Origin of the sequence: Variovorax sp. VaC1 (genome assembly GCF_043658315.1) — a bacterium.
Lineage (GTDB): Bacteria > Pseudomonadota > Gammaproteobacteria > Burkholderiales > Burkholderiaceae_C > Variovorax.
In genome coordinates this window covers 386,087-402,366 of record NZ_JBIGLT010000004.1, presented here as the reverse complement: position 1 = coordinate 402,366, position 16,280 = coordinate 386,087, and the positions used below count along the sequence as shown (strand labels likewise).

Here is a 16,280-nt window from a genome sequence, read left to right as displayed (position 1 = left end):
TATGTCCGAAAAAATGATCGAAATCAAGAACGTCTCCAAGTGGTACGGCCCCGTGCAGGTGCTCAACGACTGCTCGGTGAACATCTCCAAGGGTGACGTGGTGGTGGTGTGCGGGCCTTCGGGCTCGGGCAAGTCCACCCTCATCAAGACCGTGAACGCGCTCGAGCCCTTCCAGAAGGGCGAGATCACCGTCAACGGCATTCCGCTGCACGACCCCAAGACCAACCTGCCCAAGCTGCGCTCCAAGGTCGGCATGGTGTTCCAGCACTTCGAGCTGTTCCCGCACCTGTCGGTGACCGAGAACCTCACGATCGCGCAGATCAAGGTGCTGGGCCGCTCGCCCGACGAAGCCAAGACCCGGGGCCTGAAGATGCTCGACCGCGTGGGCCTGATGGCGCACAAGGACAAGTTCCCGGGCCAGCTCTCAGGTGGCCAGCAGCAGCGCGTGGCGATTGCCCGTGCGCTGTCGATGGACCCGATCGTGATGCTGTTCGACGAACCCACCTCGGCGCTCGACCCCGAAATGGTCGGCGAAGTGCTCGACGTGATGGTGAGCCTGGCCAAGGAAGGCATGACCATGATGGTCGTCACGCACGAAATGGCTTTCGCCCGCAAGGTCGCGAGCCGCGTGATCTTCATCGACGTGGGCGGCAAGATTCTGGAAGATTGCCCGAAGGACGAGTTCTTCGAGCACCCCGAGAATCGTCAGCCGCGCACCAAGGACTTCTTGAACAAGATCCTGCAGCACTGATTCGCTGCTGCGGCACAAGGACAAAAGCCACGCTGTTTCGCAGCGTGGCTTTTTTCATGGGCTGACCCAGGCTCAGGGCAACCGAGAAATCCTCTGCGTCAGCAGATCGAAGAACCCCTGCGCATCGCCCTCCGCGATCCAGTTCACGTTGGCCGGCTTCTTCAGCCCGCCGTACCAGTCGACCGCCGTCTGCCCGAAGCCGATGCCTTCGCGGCTGTCGACTTCCACGTTCACCTGCCGGCCCTTGAACAGCGAAGGCTGCAGCAGGTAGCCGATCACCGTGGCGTCATGTACAGGGCCGCCGGGCAGGCCGTAGTACTGCATGTCGTGCTGCACGTAGGCATCGAGGATGTCTGCGACGGTCTTGCCGGCCTGGTTGCCGATGCCGCGCAGTTTCGCGATGCGCTCGGGGCTGGTCAGCACCTTGTGCGTCACGTCCAGCGGCAGCATGGTGATCGGCACGCCGCTCTTGAGCACGATCTCGGCCGCATGCGGATCGGCGAAGACGTTGAACTCGGCCGTCGGCGTGATGTTGCCGCCGTTGAAATGCGCACCACCCATCAGCACCAGCTCGCGCAGGCCGCGCGTGATGTCGGGGGCTTGCGTCAGCGCTAACGCGAGGTTCGTTTCGGGCCCGAGCATCGCGAGCGTCACGCTCTTCTCGGGCGCCGCGCGCAGCGTGCGGATCAGGTAGTCGACCGCATTGCCATCGGCCAGTGGCTGGCTCGGCTCGTGCACCTTCACGCCGGTGATGCCTTCGCTGCCGTGGATGTCGGCCGCATAGATGGGCGTGCGCACCAGCGGGCGCGGCGCGCCGGCATAGACGGGAATGTCGGGCCGCTTCGCCCATTCGCGTGCGAGCCGCGCGTTGCGCGATGTCTTGGCCAGCGGCACGTTGCCCGCCACCGTGGTCAGCGCCTGGATCTTCAGTTCGTCGGGCGAGGCCATGGCAAAGAGCAGCGCGATCACGTCGTCGGCACCGGGGTCGGTGTCGATGATCAACGTGCGCGTCGCGGGCTTGCCGGGCGTGGCATCGGCGGCATGGGCATTCGAGGCGGCGAGGCTGAGGATCAAGATGACGAGTCCAAGAACAGGAAGGGCCAGAAGAAAAAACAGGCGGCGTGCCGTCGTCGTGGATGCAACGGCCGATGCGGTGGATTTCAGGGGCATGGGAGCGATTCCTTGCGGGCGCGGGAGTGCGCCGCAAGTCAGTCTGCCAGAGCATCGCGCGCCGCAACACGCGATGGCGGCTGCATTTTCGGCCATCGCGTGCAGGTGCGCGACACCGTGCAAACCAAGGGGTTAGCGCGCGAATTTGCCCACAGTGAAAAGTGTGCAGCCGCGCGGCTGCCGCCTGCTGCCTACTGTTGCGTGCGCCCCTCACCGAGCCGCCGCGCGAAGAACGACAGGATCTCGTCGCGCGCCGCCACGGTGGGCTGGCCCGCCTCGTCGATCAGATGCGCCGTCACCACGCTGTGCGGGCTGGCCACCACCTTGTCGAAGAAGGGCGGCGTGTTCGGGTTGGCCGCGCTGTCGGGCAGCACGCGCGCGACGAAGCGCGGCCCCAGCGCCTCGGCAAAGGCCGCGAAGCGCTCGGCCTTGCAATGCTTGTCGCCGTCGAAGCGGTAGGCCATCACCGTCAGGTCTTCGCGCTCCAGGCGCGCGCGCACGGCGGCCAGTTCGTCGGGCGCCATGTTCATGCCGGCGGGGTTGTCCATGGGCAGCGAGGGCTGGCACACCACGGGCGCCAGCATCGCGGGCTCCAGCATCATCGAGAGCGCGAAGTTGCCGGTGAAGCACATGCCGATCGCGCCCACGCCGGGGCCGCCGCACTCCTCGTGCGCGAGCCGCGCAAGCGCGCGGAGCCACTGCGTCACCGGGCTCGATTCGTTGGAGGCGAAGGCACGAAACTCCGCGCTGACACAGGCTCGCTTGAAGGTGGCGATGCCTTCCTCGACACCCGGCACGGCACCGTCGCGGCCGAACAGCGAGGGCATGTAGACCGTGAAGCCCGCGTCGCGCACCCAGCGGCTGAAGCGTGCGACATGCGGGCTGATGCCCGGCATCTCGGTCATCACGATCACTGCGGGCCCTGTGCCCGTCACGTGGACCACCTTGGTGATGCCGTCGAGCGTGATCGAACGGGGCTCGAAGTCGTTCAATGGATCGTCGTGGTTCATGCCGTGGCCTCCACCAGATGCTGCAAGTGTGCGTAGCCCGCGGCGGGAGCGAAATCGGGAAGCTTCCTGAGCGCGCCGCCCACGCCCCAGGTGCCGTTGGGCACATCGTGCAGGACGACCGAACTCAGCAACTGGCGCTTGTCGTGCGCAGGCATCGAAGCCTTGAAGGCTGCGTGCATCGACTGGGTGAATTCGGCGCGCGATGCTTCGTCCAGCACACCGGCAGGCAACTGCACGGTGGCCGCGCAAGGCAGAAACTTCGCCGTGACGTCGGCCCCGCCGCACGTCCAGTTGCCGGCCGCGATCTCTTCGATCAGCACCCAGCAAAGAAACTGCTTCGCCGGGTCGGCCGGAATCTGTTCGGCCGCCGATGCGGCTTCCCTGATCTTCTGGACGAGCGCTGCCCGGCTGTCGCCGGGAAAGGCGCCTTGTGGAATCTTGACGAGGATGTGGGGCATGGGTGGCCTGCTGATGTGAAGCTTGTATTGGAGCGATCCCGTTGCCAGAATGACAGTGTCTGTTTTGACTGTTTTAAGGCGCCATCCGACATGCACGATTTCACCGTCCTGGTTCTGGAGGACGCGTACGCCAGCAGCGTGGCGGTCACGCTCGACATCCTCGCCGCGGCAAGTGCGTTGGCGGCCAGGGCCGGCGTGGCCGCACCGCGCTGGCGCCTCTGCTCGGCCGAGGGCGGCACGGTGCGGCTGCAGGGCGGCATGACCATCGACACCGCCAGGCTGCCCGCAAGGCCCAGGGACGACCGTTCGACATGGGTGCTGCCGGGCCTGGGGTTGAACACATCGGCACAGGTCCGGCAACGCCTCGAAGACGCCGATACAGCCAAGGCCGTTGCCGGCCTTGCGCGGCATGCACGGGCGGGTGGGCCTGTGGCTGCATCGTGTTCGGCAGTGTTCCTTCTGCACGCGGCGGGCCTGCTCGAAGGCCGACGCGCGACCACATCATGGTGGCACGCACCGCTGCTTCAAAGAATGGCGCCCGGCTGCGCCGTCGATGCCGACCGCATGGTGTGTTCCGATGGCCCCGTGGTCACGGCCGGTGCCGCTTTCGCCCAGACCGATCTCATGCTGCACCTGCTGCGCGAACGCTTCGGTAACGCACTGGCCGATCTGGTTTCGCGCATGCTGCTGATCGATGGGCGTCAGGCCCAGGCCCCGTTCATCGTCCCCGAGGCGATGGCCAGCGGCAACGACCTCGTGGCCAAGGTCGCCGCGCGCATCGAGTCCGCATTGCCGGCACCGCCCACGGTGAGCGCGCTGGCGCGCGAGTTCTGCATGTCCGAACGCACGCTGTCGCGCCACATCCAGAAGGCCACCGGCAAGAGCACGCAGGCGCTGGTGCTGGGCGTCAGGCTGCGCCGCGCGCGGGCACTGCTCGAAACCAGCCGCATGACGGTCGAGCAGGTGGCCGGCGCCGTCGGCTATCAGGACGCCACCGCATTGCGGCGCCTGATGAAGAAGGTGACCGGCGCGAACCCGAGCCGGTACCGCTGCTGATTGAAGCGCGCTGCTTCCTATTACTTCTTGCGCGCCGCAATCGCCTTCTCGGCGTTGGCGACCAGCTCCACGCCCACGGTGGACTTCCACTTGTCGTACACCGGCCGCGTCGCCTTCACGAAGGCTTCGCGCTCTGCCGGCGTGAGGTTGGTCACCGTCACGCCCATGCCCGCGATGTCTTTCAGCACCGGCTTGTCGGCTTCCACCAGGCCCTTGCGCGCGATGGCGATTTCTTCCTTGCCGGCATCGATGGCCGCCTGGCGCACGATGGCCTGGTCGGCCGGCGTCCACGAGGCCCAGATTTCCTTGTTGACCACGAACACCAGCGGGTCGGCCACGTAGCCCCAGGTGGTCACGAACTTCTGGCCCACGGTCTGCATCTTGAGCACGGTGAACAGAAACAGCGGGTTCTCTTGCCCATCGACCGCGCCGCTCGCGAGCGCGGGCTGTGCATCGGCCCAGCTCATCTGCGTGGGGTTGGCGCCGAGCGCGGTGAACATGTCCGAATAGATCGGCGAGCCGACCACGCGGATCTTCATGCCCTTCATGTCGGCGGGCGACTTGATCGGCTTCTTCGAGTTGGTGATCTCGCGGTAGCCGTTCTCGCCCCAGGCGAGGGGCACGACGCCGGCCTTCTCTAGCGTCTTGAACATCTCCTTGCCGACGTCGCCTTGCGTGAGCGCGTCGATGGCCGCGTAGTCGGGCATCAGGAAGGGCATGGAGAACAGGTTGAGCTGCTTGACCTGCGGCGACCAGTTGATGGTCGAGCCCACGGCCATGTCGATGACGCCCTGGCGCAGCGCGCTGAACTCGCGGGTCTGGTCACCCTGGATGAGCGACACGCCGGGGTACAGCTTGATGTTGATGCGGCCCTGGGTGCGCTCCTTGACCATGTCGGCCCAGATCTTTCCGGCCTGGCCCCAGGGCGTCGGCGGGCCGAGCACGAGGGACATCTTGTATTCGGGCTTGTAGTTGCCTTGCGCGATGGCGGCGGTACTGGCAAAGCCGAATGCGGTCGCGGCCACGGCAAGGCCCAGCAGGGTGCGGCAGAATTTCATGAGACGTCTCCTTATTGTTTGAACACTGACTGGCACTGAAAACTTTTCAATGGAACGCGGGTGAGCGCTGTTCGGGTGTGTGCACAGGACACCGGGTACTCCCCTCCCTAGTACCCAAGCTTGCGCGGCAACCACAGCGCCAGTTCCGGAAAGATGATGACCAGCACCATCACCACGAACATCGAGAACAGCATCCAGCCCACCCATCGCACCGTCTCTTCCATGCGCACATTGGCGATGCGGCACGACACCATGAGATTGACCGCGAGCGGCGGCGTGAACTGGCCCAACGCCACCTTCAGCGTGAGGATCACGCCGAACCACACCGGGTCCCACTTGTAGTGCTGCACGATCGGCAGCAGCAGCGGCACGAAGATCAGGAAGATCGACACCCCATCGAGGAACATGCCCACCGTGATCAGCAGCAGGATCAGCAGCGCCAGGATGCCGTACTCGCCCAGCCCCGAATTCACGATGGCGCGCGTCACCGGATCGATCACGCCCAGCGTCGACAGCGAATACGCAAAAATGCCCGCCAGCGACACCACCAGCAGGATCACCGCCGACAGCTCGCCCGACTCGCGCAGGATCACGAACAGGTCGCGCACCTTGATCGTCCGGTGGATGCACATGCCCACGAACAGGCCGTAGAACACCGCCACCACCGCCGCTTCAGTCGGCGTGAACCAGCCCGCACGCATGCCGCCGAGGATGAGCACCGGCGCCGCAAGGCCCCAGGTCGCTTCGCGAAAGCTCTTCCAGAACGGCGGGCGCGGCAACGTCGATTCGAGCGCGCCCATCTTGTGCTTGCGGGCCAGCATCACGGCCGGGATCATCAACGCCAGGCCGGCCATCACGCCCGGGATCATGCCGGCCGCGAACAGCGCCGGCACCGACGCACCGGGCACCAGCACCGAGTACACGATGAACGCGACCGAAGGCGGAATCAGGATGTCGGTGGCCGCCGCCGCACCCACCACGCTGGCCGAGAAGGCCGGTGGGTAGCCCGCGCGCGACATGGCCGCGATCATCACCGCGCCCACGGCCGCCGCATTGGCCGGGCCCGAGCCCGAGATGCCGCCGAGGAACATCGCCACCGCAATCGCCACCAGCGGCAGCATGCCGGGGCCGCGGCCCACGATGGCAATCGCGAAGTTCACGAGCCGCAGCGCCACGCCCGAGCGGTCGAAGATGGAACCCACCAGCACGAACATCGGAATCGCCAGCAGCGGGTACTTGCCCAGGCCCGCATAGAAGTTCTGCGGCACGGCCAGCAGGCCGAACCATTGGGCGTCGCTGTTGGCCAGCGCGATGCAGGCGGCACCGGCCAGGCCCAACGCGGCGCCGATGGGCACGCCCACCAGCATCATCGCCACGAAGGCGACGAAGAGAAGCGTGGCGATCACTTGGCGTCGCCCTTGCTGCCGCTGCTGTTGTTGTTGCTGCTATTGCTGCTGCTTGTCTTCTTGCCGGCGGCGGGTGCGTCGGACTTGTAGTTCGTCTTGCGGCCGCGGCGCACCATGAGCCCGACCGCGCGCAGCGCGATGGCAAACGACACGATCGGCAGCCAGATCGAATACCACCAGGCCGGCAGGCCGATGCCCGGCGTGGTTTCCTCGAAGTGGTAGTCGTCCCACACCATGCGGATGCTGAGCGCGCCGATCAGGGTGAACAGGATCGCGATCGTCAGCGCGCCGAACTGCGCAAGCCGCTTGCGCCGTGCCATCGAACCGCTTTCCGAGAAGTACTCGATGCGGATGTGCCGGTCGCGCGCCACGGCCGCCGAGCCGGCCACCAGCGCCAACATGATCATGAGGAACACCGAGAACTCTTCGGTCCACGCGAACGACGAATCGGTGAAGTAGCGCACCAGCACGTTGGCGAAGGTGATGAGCGCCAGCGCGCCCATGATGATGACCGTGAGCCAGTCCTCGATGGCCAGCGGCACCTTGGTCGGCTCGTCGGCGGCTTCGATGTCGGGGGGGAGGGGGCTGGCGGCGTCCAGCGTGGGGCCGGACTCGGGTGGAGTTGTCATCGCAGGAAGGTCAGTGAGGCAAACGCCATGTCACCGGGCGGACGCCGGGATGCGATCCGTACACCTCGACAGGGAAACAACCTTCCATGCTAGGTCGTCGATGACCATGCATGTATCGGGGGTTTCCTTAGCTGTGGGGCCTGCGGGCGACTCCCAGGTGCGTGGGGCTGTGAAGTTGGCGGCTCGACCACGGCGGCGGGCTGTAGATGGACGTGTGGGCGCGTACCGCTGAGCTTTCGTGAGAGGCGGATGCTGGAGAGGCAGAAGTCCGAAGGGCTAGCGTCTGGTCGCGGTCGACTTTGGTATGACAGCGTTTATGTTCGCTTCAGACTGGCAGCGGTCTTAAAGAAACTGCTTGAAAAATTTTCCGCTTGGTAATCGACTATGTCTACATTGCGCCGGCAAGCATCAAAAGGTTGGATAGCAGGCTGCTACGGGACAAACAGTTCCCTTTGGCTGACGACCAATGAGGGGGATGTGCCAATACTCGCCGTCTAGGTGAATCAGGTGAGCCGCGCTTCCACGCGCCGGAGGAACGTTGTGTAAGTCATGATGTTGACGCTCGCGTCTGCAAGACGCAATTTGGCCGACAGCCATTGAAGGCGCTGCTGTTCATCTGGGGTCAAGTCAACATCCAGTCCTACGAGGACTAGCCCGAAACACTTGACGTTCGCGCCCCGTGGCAAGTTCATGGTGTTTGCTAGCGCAGCGGTGCCACTAAGGTCCTCGATGCACCGCATCCAGTCCACCACCTGGCCAAAACCTCGCAGAAGACCGTCGCCGAAGTCTCTGTTCGCTTTCTTGCCGTTTCTGCGCATAGCAGATTTTTCGCCAGACGCCTCGCATTCGATGAGGAGAACAGTACTTTCATCGCCTCGGTGGTCGCAAACTGCGAAGTCCGCGGCGAAGTTGCCGATCAAATCTAGTTCCTCCGCATAGTGGGAGGCCTCGAAGCTCAGCAGCTTCGTAGCGGCCATCGATACCTGTGGATTCGAGCGAAACAGCGGAAGAATTTGGGATCGCTCCTTCCGGATCGTGCCGGTAGCGAATTGCGCCTGGAGTGCAGCGACGGCCGTCTTGGCGACGGCAAGGTCAAACGCCAAAGGTTTAAGAGACTTCATGCGACGGTCAAGCCTTCTTGGCCGCCGTGGCCTTCTTGGCGGTCGGCTTTTTGGCAGAGGCAATCACATGAGTGGTATCTCGGCGTTTTCCTCGTGTCGACGAGCCGGTAACCGTTGGCTCGGCGACATTTTGGACTACTGAACTCGAACGCGATGGGGCCTTCTTTTCCGCTGTGATCGCGGAACCAACAGCCTTCTTTGCTGCCGGTGACGTGTTCACGAAGACATCATCCACCAACAAATGGCCACCTCCTCCATGCATGACAGTCAAACGAGTGCCTGAGTTGGCCCTGACTACATAGCCCTGCTTGGAAGGCAGACGAGTGACATTCAGCGAACTGGTTTGGATACCGTCGGTCTGCAGCTTCGAGATCGCTTCATTTACAGACCGTACCTGGGCGGGGGTCATCGACTTAATGTTCGCTATCGCGAACGCCGAGAGCTTGATGGATTTCATTGGCCTTTCCGTTGACTCAATATATCGACGAGGAGCTGTTAAGCGCCCTCCGTCACTCGTCGAATCCACGCACGTCGCTTGCACTGCTTCGGGCCTGCACTGGCTCGTCAAACCTAGACATGCGGAATATCATGATCGCAACTTACGTGCTCGATCAACCTCTAGATGTCGAGTTCCTTGTCAGCCGCAGTCGCCACCTTGTTCTCCAAGACCTCAAATCGCGAAAAGGCAATGCGTGACTGTGTCACCTTGACTTCGTCCTCGCCAGAAACCTTCTTGGCAAGGGCCCGGATTTCGGCAATCTTGTAGTTGCTGCGCGGACCCAGAACGATCTCGCGAAACTTGAGGTCATTGGAAAACGGCACGAAGTACATGCCGCCTTCGGCCTCTTTGGGGTCCAAGCTCACAAACATCCGACACTCTTTCTCATAACTCCAGTCGGCGAACTTCGTAGCGATGAGCATGTCCACAGTCCCTTGGACTGGCCTTTTTGTTTTCGGGTCAAGCTGCAGGTTGAACAGCCGGGTCGCGTAGTTCACATCCGTGAGGAGCTCAGAAGGAATGTCGAAGCCGAGAGCCATCCCCGCGTGCTTGTCTGCATAGTGTCCCCACATGAGCGGGCTCTTCCAGTCCTGGGTGAAGCAGATCAGTCCCTTGGTTTTGTTCAACTCGTCCCGTGTCGCTCTAAACGCCTTCCGAGTTATCGAGTCATTTACGTTCACTCCCATGAGTTCGAATGGATCGTTGAGGTCAACGAATCGCGACACTTTGAGCCGCTGCATGGCGATGCATGCGATGCCCGTCATTACCCCGGTCAAGTAGTACAGCCGCCTAACTTTCTCCATCTTCTTCTCCTATTGATGAGCCTGTCTTCGTTGCCTCGTATAGCGCTCGGCCAAGTTGCAGGTGTTGCACATGCCCGAGAACCGTGTGCCAGTACAGCTGATCCTTCCCATCAAGAGCCATGATGTCGTAAGTGAAGAACAGCTCGATGTTTCCCAGTTCGTCTTTGTCGTCTTGCGTGAGGGTGTACAGGCCATGGTCGGCAAGAAGGACCTTAACGATGCGGCTCATGAGCCAGCTTATGAATAACAGATGATTCCAGAGCGACCAGACGGGATCAGGGAATTTCTTGGCCGCGGCCTTACCGTGCGCACCTTCGTTTCGCCAATGGCAGAAGTCTGCGAGCCACGCCGAGAAAGGTCGCTCCTCGTTGTTCCACCGGTCTTGCCATGTCTTGGGCGAAATGTGAACGTCATGCCAATCGACAGGCCCAAGGTGCGGAGACATGAGATTCAGAAGCTTGATCTTCAGGTCCGCGGTCAAGTGGCTGGCACCAAGCAGCGTTTCTAGCGCGGCCCGCATGAACACGATCTCGGCCGAGGGGGGGACTTCGTTCGCATCCGTGTTGGCTTTGTTGAACAGAGTGAGGCAATCCAACAGCTGGTCTCGCAGCGGCCCGTCGGGCACGTTTAGCAGCGCAAGCGCAAAGTTGCCATCCATGCTGAGCGCGTACCTGTCCGAAACGTGCATGGGTCGTAGAAAGAGCGGCTTTCCTGTCCCGCCCGCCATGTAGCTCAGGCCGCTCCCGTCACGCCGGCGAGTCGTAATCGCGGTTGCTGCCGGGTTATCTTCAGAGAAATGCTGTGCCGTGGCAATCAAGCCGTCAGCGTTGCAGTAATTCCAGTGCGTTCCAAATCGCCGATCTGAAAGCGCGGCAAAGGTCAGCAGCTGCATCTGCTTCAAGCGCTCTTGAATCTCGGTATCGGTGAGCAAGCTCTCGCGCTCATCGTCTCCGGGCCATTGCAGGATGAGCGCCTCGCGCACTGGTACCGTCGAGTCTGTGTTCTGGATGAAGGCACGGTCCGCGTAGTTCCCAATGATGGCATCAAGGGTTTTTTGGGTGGTTTTTCCCAAAGAGCCAGGCGAGATACCGCGCTTGTAAGGCACGAGCGAAATTGGGCCAGCACGTCCTGCTGCTTTAACGTGCGTCCACGGCATGAAAAACAGGGTAGGCATGTTTCTCCTCCGATTAACGACCTGTTGGTTATCGATTAAATTCCGCTGGCCGGACTATAGCGACTCATCCCGAACTCCACCCAATCCAACGGACCATGTCGAAGGTCCGCTCTTGGTCGCATTCTCCCGTCGCGCCTGAGCGATACCTCAGCGCAAATATCCACCTAGAAATCTCCCGGCGAGGTAAAGCACGGCGAGAGTCGGTATTCCAAGCACGAGATATGCGGCTTCCCACGACAGGTGCTCGAGGATCCACCCGAAGCCGAGCGCATCCAAAGACGCGGCTTGAAGCGCAATGGGGAGTTGAAGGAATACGAATCGGCCCTTCGGGTCGCCGCTGCTTGTGATGGCCAAGGCAGCGCACACGCCCGTAATAGCTCCGTACAGAGTGCAAAACGCGAGGCCGAGCCGACTCATTGTTTTGTTTGATCCGTAGGTTTCATGGGGTGCCAGAGCCTCTCCTCTTAGCTGGACTCGGAGGTCTAGCCGTGGGCAGCGACAGCCCGCCGCCGCCCAGCAATGCGGATACTCGCATTGTGTGTCGACGATCAGCATGGAGCATCTAGCTGCCATTGAGAGCTACCTCACAAGCAACCTCAACCAAACCGAATACCTGCCATCGCGAAGGCTTCAGCAGTTGTCCCCAAGAGAGAGCCCGTCCGCCAGAGCGGGCCGCGAAACGCAGCCCGCAGACCAGCTCCTACCCGCCAGTCTCAGACGCCCCACGTCGCGCCTTCTCGCTCACCTGAAACAACTCCCCAGCCTTGCGCGCCAGTTCAGCCGCAAGCCAAAGCAGGTTGTCCAGTTGACGAGGCCCTTCCCCGCTGCACCAGTCGATGTCTTTCCCGTGGCAGGCCCACAGGAGAGCTTCGAGTTGAGAGAGGGTGTTTTCGAGAAGATCCGCCGGGTCTTGGGCGTTGTCTTCGGGAGCTACCGGCGTGCGAGGCCGGGCTATAGTCTTGGTAGCCATCTATGTGCGCTCCTTAGAGGTGATTGCACGTTTTTGGTTAGACGGCTGGGGTGCTCGTAACACCCTGGCCGTCGCCTTTTGATACCTCGCATCTGCATCGCTGCTTTCGCACCGACAACCTGCCGCGAGGCAAGCAGCCTTCAAACATCTCGGTGGTGGTTGGGTGGTGTGTTGCGCTTTCTTCTCCCCTTGGTGGGGTGTCGAGTGACAGGGGCATTCACTCTAGAGAAGAACCCGGCGAAGTAGCCGGCTCATGCGGCACGAAGTCTTGGCAACCGCCAATAAATGCAGCTTCCGCAGTGGCTCTGAACGATCACGCTGGTGGGGTGCCTTGCGCAGCGAAATCAAGGAGGAGGCCGAAGGCCGGGGGACATTCGCGGAGCAACAAGGTACCCCGTCGGCGTGAACGCCCCCGAAGGCGAACAGAAAGACTCAGTCCATCCAGGACCGTGCCCGGTCCAGGTGCTCGCGGCACTCGCGCACCATGCGTTCGAGCAACTCGGCGCAGGTCGGAATGTCGTCGATCAGGCCGATGCACTGGCCGGCCGAAACCACACCGTTGTTCACCTCGCCCGACTCCAGCGCCGCACGACCGCGCGCACCGGCGACCAGCGGGCGCACTTCCTCGAACTCGCAGCCGCCGGGGCGGTTCTCCGTCGCCACCACCTCTTCGGAGATCGCGTTGCGGAACACTCGCGCGGTGTTGCGCATGGTGCGAAACATCAGCTTGGTGTCGCGCTCGGTCGCATCGACCAGCGCCTGCTTGATGTTGTCGTGGATCGGCGCTTCCTTCGTCACGCAGAAGCGCGTGCCCATGTTCACGCCCTCGGCACCCAGCGCGAGCGCTGCAGCCATGCCGCGCCCGTCGGCGATGCCGCCCGACGCGATGATCGGAATGCGCAGCTTGCGCGCGGCGATGGGCAGCAGCACGAGGCCGGGCACGTCGTCTTCGCCCGGATGGCCCGCGCACTCGAAGCCGTCGACCGACACCGCATCGACGCCATTGCGTTCCGCCGACAGCGCATGGCGCACCGAGGTGCACTTGTGCACGATCTTCACGTCGTGCCGCTTCAGCGCCTCGATGAAGTCCTTCGGGCTGTTGCCCGCGGTCTCCACGATTTTGATGCCGCTGTCGATGATGGCCTGCACGTACTCGGCATACGGCGGCGGCTTCACCGCCGGCAGGATCGTGAGGTTCACGCCGAAGGGCTTGTCGGTGAGCGTGCGGGTGCGTGCGATTTCATTGCGCAGGTCGTCGGGCGTGGGCTGCGTGAGCGCGGTCACGATGCCCAGGCCGCCGGCGTTCGACACGGCCGCCGCCAGCTCGGCGCGGCCCACCCATTGCATGCCGCCCTGGATGATGGGGTAGCGAATGCCGAGCAGTTCGGTGATGCGGGTCTTCATCTGTCGCGCGTCCTCTTACAGCGCCTTGACCAGCTCGGGCACAGCCACGAACAGGTCGGCCACGAGGCCATAGTCGGCCACCGAGAAGATCGGCGCTTCTTCGTCCTTGTTGATCGCCACGATCACCTTGGAGTCCTTCATGCCGGCCAAGTGCTGGATCGCGCCAGAGATGCCGGCTGCGATGTACAGCTGCGGCGCAACGATCTTGCCGGTCTGGCCCACTTGCCAGTCGTTGGGGGCGTAGCCCGCATCGACGGCTGCGCGGCTGGCGCCCAGGCCCGCGTTCAGCTTGTCGGCCAGCGGGGCCATCACTTCGGTGAACTTCTCGGCGCTGCCGAGAGCCCGGCCACCGGAGACGATGATCTTGGCTGCCGTCAGTTCAGGGCGTTCGCTCTTGGTGACTTCGCGGCCCACGAAGCTGCTCTTGCCGCTGTCTGCGACGCCTTCGGCGGTTTCGACGGTGGCGCTGCCACCGGTGGCAGCTGCGGCATCGAAGCCGGTCGTGCGGACCGTGATCACCTTGGTGGCGTCGCTGCTCTGCACCGTGGCAATCGCGTTGCCGGCGTAGATCGGGCGCTCGAAGGTGTCTGGGCTGTCGACCTTGGTGATGTCGCTGATCTGCGCCACGTCAAGCTTGGCAGCCACGCGCGGCGCGACGTTCTTGCCGTTGGCGGTCGAGGGGAACAGGATGTGGCTGTAGTTGCCGGCAATCGCCAGCACTTGCGCTGCAACGTTCTCGGCGAGGTTTTCAGCAAGGCTCGGGCTGTCTGCTGCAATGACCTTGGAAACGCCCACGATCTGCGCGGCCGCCTTGGCGGCTTCTGCCGCATTGGCACCAGCCACGAGCACATGGACGTCGCCGCCGCAGGCAATGGCTGCAGTCACGGTGTTGAGGGTGGCCGGCTTGATGCTGGCGTGGTCGTGTTCGGCAATAACAAGTGCGGTCATGTTCAGATCACCTTCGCTTCATTCTTCAGTTTGTCCACCAGCGTCGCCACGTCAGGCACCTTGATGCCGGCGCCACGCTTCGGGGGCTCGCTGACCTTCAGGGTCTTCAGGCGGGGCTTGACGTCCACGCCCAGGTCTTCGGGCTTGAAGGTGTCCAGCTGCTTCTTCTTGGCCTTCATGATGTTGGGCAAGGTGACGTAGCGCGGCTCGTTCAGGCGCAGGTCGGTCGTGATGACGGCCGGCAGGCTGAGAGCAACGGTTTCCAGGCCGCCGTCGACTTCACGCGTCACAGTGGCTTTGTCGCCTGCGACTTCGACCTTGGAGGCGAAGGTGGCTTGCGGCAGGTCAGCCAGGGCAGCCAGCATCTGGCCGGTCTGGTTGGCGTCGTCGTCGATGGCTTGCTTGCCAAGAATGATGAGAGACGGCTGCTCCTTGTCCACCAGCGCCTTCAGCAGCTTGGCGACAGCCAGGGGCTGCAGCTCTTCGGTGGTTTCAACGAGGATGCCGCGATCGGCACCGATGGCCATGGCTGTGCGCAGGGTTTCCTGGCACTTGGCATCGCCGCACGACACGGCGATCACTTCGGTGACCACGCCCTTTTCCTTCAGGCGCACCGCTTCTTCCACTGCGATCTCGTCGAAGGGGTTCATGCTCATCTTGACGTTGGCAATGTCCACCCCGGTGCCGTCGCTCTTCACGCGCACCTTCACGTTGTAATCGACGACCCGTTTGACAGGTACCAGAACCTTCATGGCTGTTCCTTTGAATGACTGAAGAATGAGTTACTCGAGCTTGGCGCCCGACTGCTTGATGAGGCGCTCCCACACCGGGCGCTCGGCCTTCCATGCGGCGGCGAAGAGTTCGGGCGAGCTGTCCTTGATCTCGAAGCCCATGGCGGCCACGCGCTGCTGCACGTCGGGCTGCTGCGTGGCCTTGCGCACTTCCTGCGCGAGGCGGTCCACGATGGGCTTGGGTGTCTTGGCGGGCACCGCGATGGCGAGCCAGCCGGTCACGCGGTAGGCCTCGTCCTTCAGGCCTTGCTCGGCCAGCGTGGGCACGTCGGGCAGGGTGCTCATGCGGCGCTCGCCGCTCACGCCGATGGCGCGGATTTTTCCGGAATCGATGTGCGGCTTGGCCACCAGCGCGCTGGCATAGGCCATCTGGATCTGGCCGCCGATCAGGTCCTGCATCATCGGCGCCTCGCCCTTGTAGGCGACGTGGTTCATGTCGGACTGCGTCGCCAGGCTCATGTGCGCGCCGGCCAGGTGCGGGTACGCGCCGATGCCGTACGAGCCGTAGGCCACCTTGCCCTTGTTGGCGACGACGTACTTCAGCAGCTCGGGGGCGGTCTTCACGGGCACGCTGGGGTGCACCACCAGCACCAGCGGCGCCATCGCGATCTGGTAGACCAGCGTGAGGTCGCGTGCCGTGTCGTAGGGCAGCTTCTCGTAGAGAAACTCGTTGGTCATCAGCGAGTTGCTCAGGCCCAGCACGATGGTGTAGCCATCGGGCGCGGCCTTGGCGACCGCGTCGGTGCCGATGATGCCGGCCGCGCCGGGCCTGTTGTCGATGATGACGGGCTGGCCGAGGCCTGCCGACAGCTTCTGGCCGATCACGCGCGCGAGCACGTCGGTGGCACCGCCGGCGGCGAAGGGCACGACCAGGCGGACCGGCTTGTTCGGGTAGGGCGCCTGCGCATGGGCCGGGGCCAGCGCGCACAGCGTGGTGACGGCGGCGGTTGCGCACAGCAGGGCACGGCGGTTCGGGATGATGCTGAACTTCATGGTTGTCCTCTCTGTTTCTCCGTTTTGAAAATTCTTGTC

17 protein-coding genes are annotated in these 16,280 nt (G+C 63.2%); 2 read left to right on the top strand and 15 right to left on the bottom strand.

Features of this window, described 5'->3' with window-relative positions; translation table 11 throughout:
* Positions 1-13 precede the first annotated feature (13 nt).
* Complete coding sequence (locus ACGLHS_RS18745; RefSeq protein WP_093245512.1) at positions 14-751, top strand: amino acid ABC transporter ATP-binding protein; 738 nt, start codon at positions 14-16, stop codon at positions 749-751.
* Positions 752-823: 72 nt separating this feature from the next.
* Here ACGLHS_RS18745 and ACGLHS_RS18740 read toward each other — a convergent pair whose 3' ends face one another.
* The 3 genes from ACGLHS_RS18740 to ACGLHS_RS18730 form a co-directional block, all read right to left on the bottom strand.
* The gene (locus ACGLHS_RS18740) at positions 824-1,921 is read right to left on the bottom strand and encodes a nucleoside hydrolase (protein WP_394482097.1); all 1,098 of its coding nucleotides are present in this window, start codon (positions 1,919-1,921) and stop codon (positions 824-826) included.
* A 191-nt stretch (positions 1,922-2,112) separates the two neighbouring features.
* Complete coding sequence (locus tag ACGLHS_RS18735) at positions 2,113-2,931, bottom strand: dienelactone hydrolase family protein (RefSeq protein WP_394482095.1); 819 nt, start codon at positions 2,929-2,931, stop codon at positions 2,113-2,115.
* Positions 2,928-3,389 carry a 4-oxalocrotonate tautomerase family protein gene (locus ACGLHS_RS18730; protein ID WP_394482093.1) on the bottom strand — a complete coding sequence of 154 codons (462 nt, stop codon included), beginning with the start codon at positions 3,387-3,389 and terminating at the stop codon, positions 2,928-2,930. The genes ACGLHS_RS18735 and ACGLHS_RS18730 overlap by 4 nt, the downstream gene beginning before the upstream one ends.
* A gap of 90 nt (positions 3,390-3,479) precedes the next feature.
* On the opposite strand from ACGLHS_RS18730, the gene ACGLHS_RS18725 reads away from it, so the two are divergent.
* Positions 3,480-4,445: a GlxA family transcriptional regulator gene (locus ACGLHS_RS18725; protein ID WP_394482091.1), complete on the top strand. Its 966-nt coding sequence runs from the start codon at positions 3,480-3,482 to the stop codon at positions 4,443-4,445.
* Positions 4,446-4,465: 20 nt separating this feature from the next.
* On the opposite strand, the gene ACGLHS_RS18720 is transcribed toward ACGLHS_RS18725, so the two are convergent.
* From ACGLHS_RS18720 to ACGLHS_RS18665, 12 genes are all read right to left on the bottom strand, one after another.
* Positions 4,466-5,503 carry a DctP family TRAP transporter solute-binding subunit gene (locus tag ACGLHS_RS18720; protein ID WP_394482089.1) on the bottom strand — a complete coding sequence of 346 codons (1,038 nt, stop codon included), beginning with the start codon at positions 5,501-5,503 and terminating at the stop codon, positions 4,466-4,468.
* A gap of 107 nt (positions 5,504-5,610) precedes the next feature.
* Positions 5,611-6,909: a TRAP transporter large permease gene (locus ACGLHS_RS18715; protein ID WP_093244662.1), complete on the bottom strand. Its 1,299-nt coding sequence runs from the start codon at positions 6,907-6,909 to the stop codon at positions 5,611-5,613.
* Positions 6,906-7,538, bottom strand: coding sequence for a TRAP transporter small permease (locus tag ACGLHS_RS18710; protein WP_394482086.1), 633 nt, complete (start codon positions 7,536-7,538; stop codon positions 6,906-6,908). Before ACGLHS_RS18710 ends, ACGLHS_RS18715 begins: the two co-directional genes overlap by 4 nt.
* A 503-nt stretch (positions 7,539-8,041) precedes the next feature.
* On the bottom strand, positions 8,042-8,659 hold the full coding sequence (locus ACGLHS_RS18705) for a Shedu anti-phage system protein SduA domain-containing protein (protein WP_394482084.1): 618 nt from the start codon (positions 8,657-8,659) through the stop codon (positions 8,042-8,044).
* Positions 8,660-8,666: 7 nt separating this feature from the next.
* Positions 8,667-9,116 (bottom strand): hypothetical protein, encoded by a 450-nt coding sequence (locus ACGLHS_RS18700; RefSeq protein ID WP_394482082.1) that lies wholly within the window; start codon positions 9,114-9,116, stop codon positions 8,667-8,669.
* Between the two features lie 161 nt (positions 9,117-9,277).
* Positions 9,278-9,961, bottom strand: coding sequence for a DUF2971 domain-containing protein (locus ACGLHS_RS18695; RefSeq protein ID WP_394482080.1), 684 nt, complete (start codon positions 9,959-9,961; stop codon positions 9,278-9,280).
* Complete coding sequence (locus tag ACGLHS_RS18690; protein WP_394482078.1) at positions 9,948-11,135, bottom strand: hypothetical protein; 1,188 nt, start codon at positions 11,133-11,135, stop codon at positions 9,948-9,950. The genes ACGLHS_RS18695 and ACGLHS_RS18690 overlap by 14 nt, the downstream gene beginning before the upstream one ends.
* Positions 11,136-11,835: 700 nt before the next feature.
* Positions 11,836-12,105, bottom strand: coding sequence for a hypothetical protein (locus tag ACGLHS_RS18685; protein ID WP_394482076.1), 270 nt, complete (start codon positions 12,103-12,105; stop codon positions 11,836-11,838).
* Positions 12,106-12,537: 432 nt separating this feature from the next.
* Positions 12,538-13,509: an NAD(P)H-dependent flavin oxidoreductase gene (locus ACGLHS_RS18680; RefSeq protein ID WP_394482074.1), complete on the bottom strand. Its 972-nt coding sequence runs from the start codon at positions 13,507-13,509 to the stop codon at positions 12,538-12,540.
* Between the two features lie 15 nt (positions 13,510-13,524).
* The gene (locus tag ACGLHS_RS18675; protein WP_394482072.1) at positions 13,525-14,457 is read right to left on the bottom strand and encodes an electron transfer flavoprotein subunit alpha/FixB family protein; all 933 of its coding nucleotides are present in this window, start codon (positions 14,455-14,457) and stop codon (positions 13,525-13,527) included.
* Positions 14,458-14,459: 2 nt separating this feature from the next.
* Positions 14,460-15,209 carry an electron transfer flavoprotein subunit beta/FixA family protein gene (locus ACGLHS_RS18670; RefSeq protein ID WP_394482070.1) on the bottom strand — a complete coding sequence of 250 codons (750 nt, stop codon included), beginning with the start codon at positions 15,207-15,209 and terminating at the stop codon, positions 14,460-14,462.
* A gap of 30 nt (positions 15,210-15,239) precedes the next feature.
* The gene (locus ACGLHS_RS18665) at positions 15,240-16,241 is read right to left on the bottom strand and encodes a Bug family tripartite tricarboxylate transporter substrate binding protein (RefSeq protein WP_394482068.1); all 1,002 of its coding nucleotides are present in this window, start codon (positions 16,239-16,241) and stop codon (positions 15,240-15,242) included.
* Positions 16,242-16,280 lie beyond the last annotated feature (39 nt).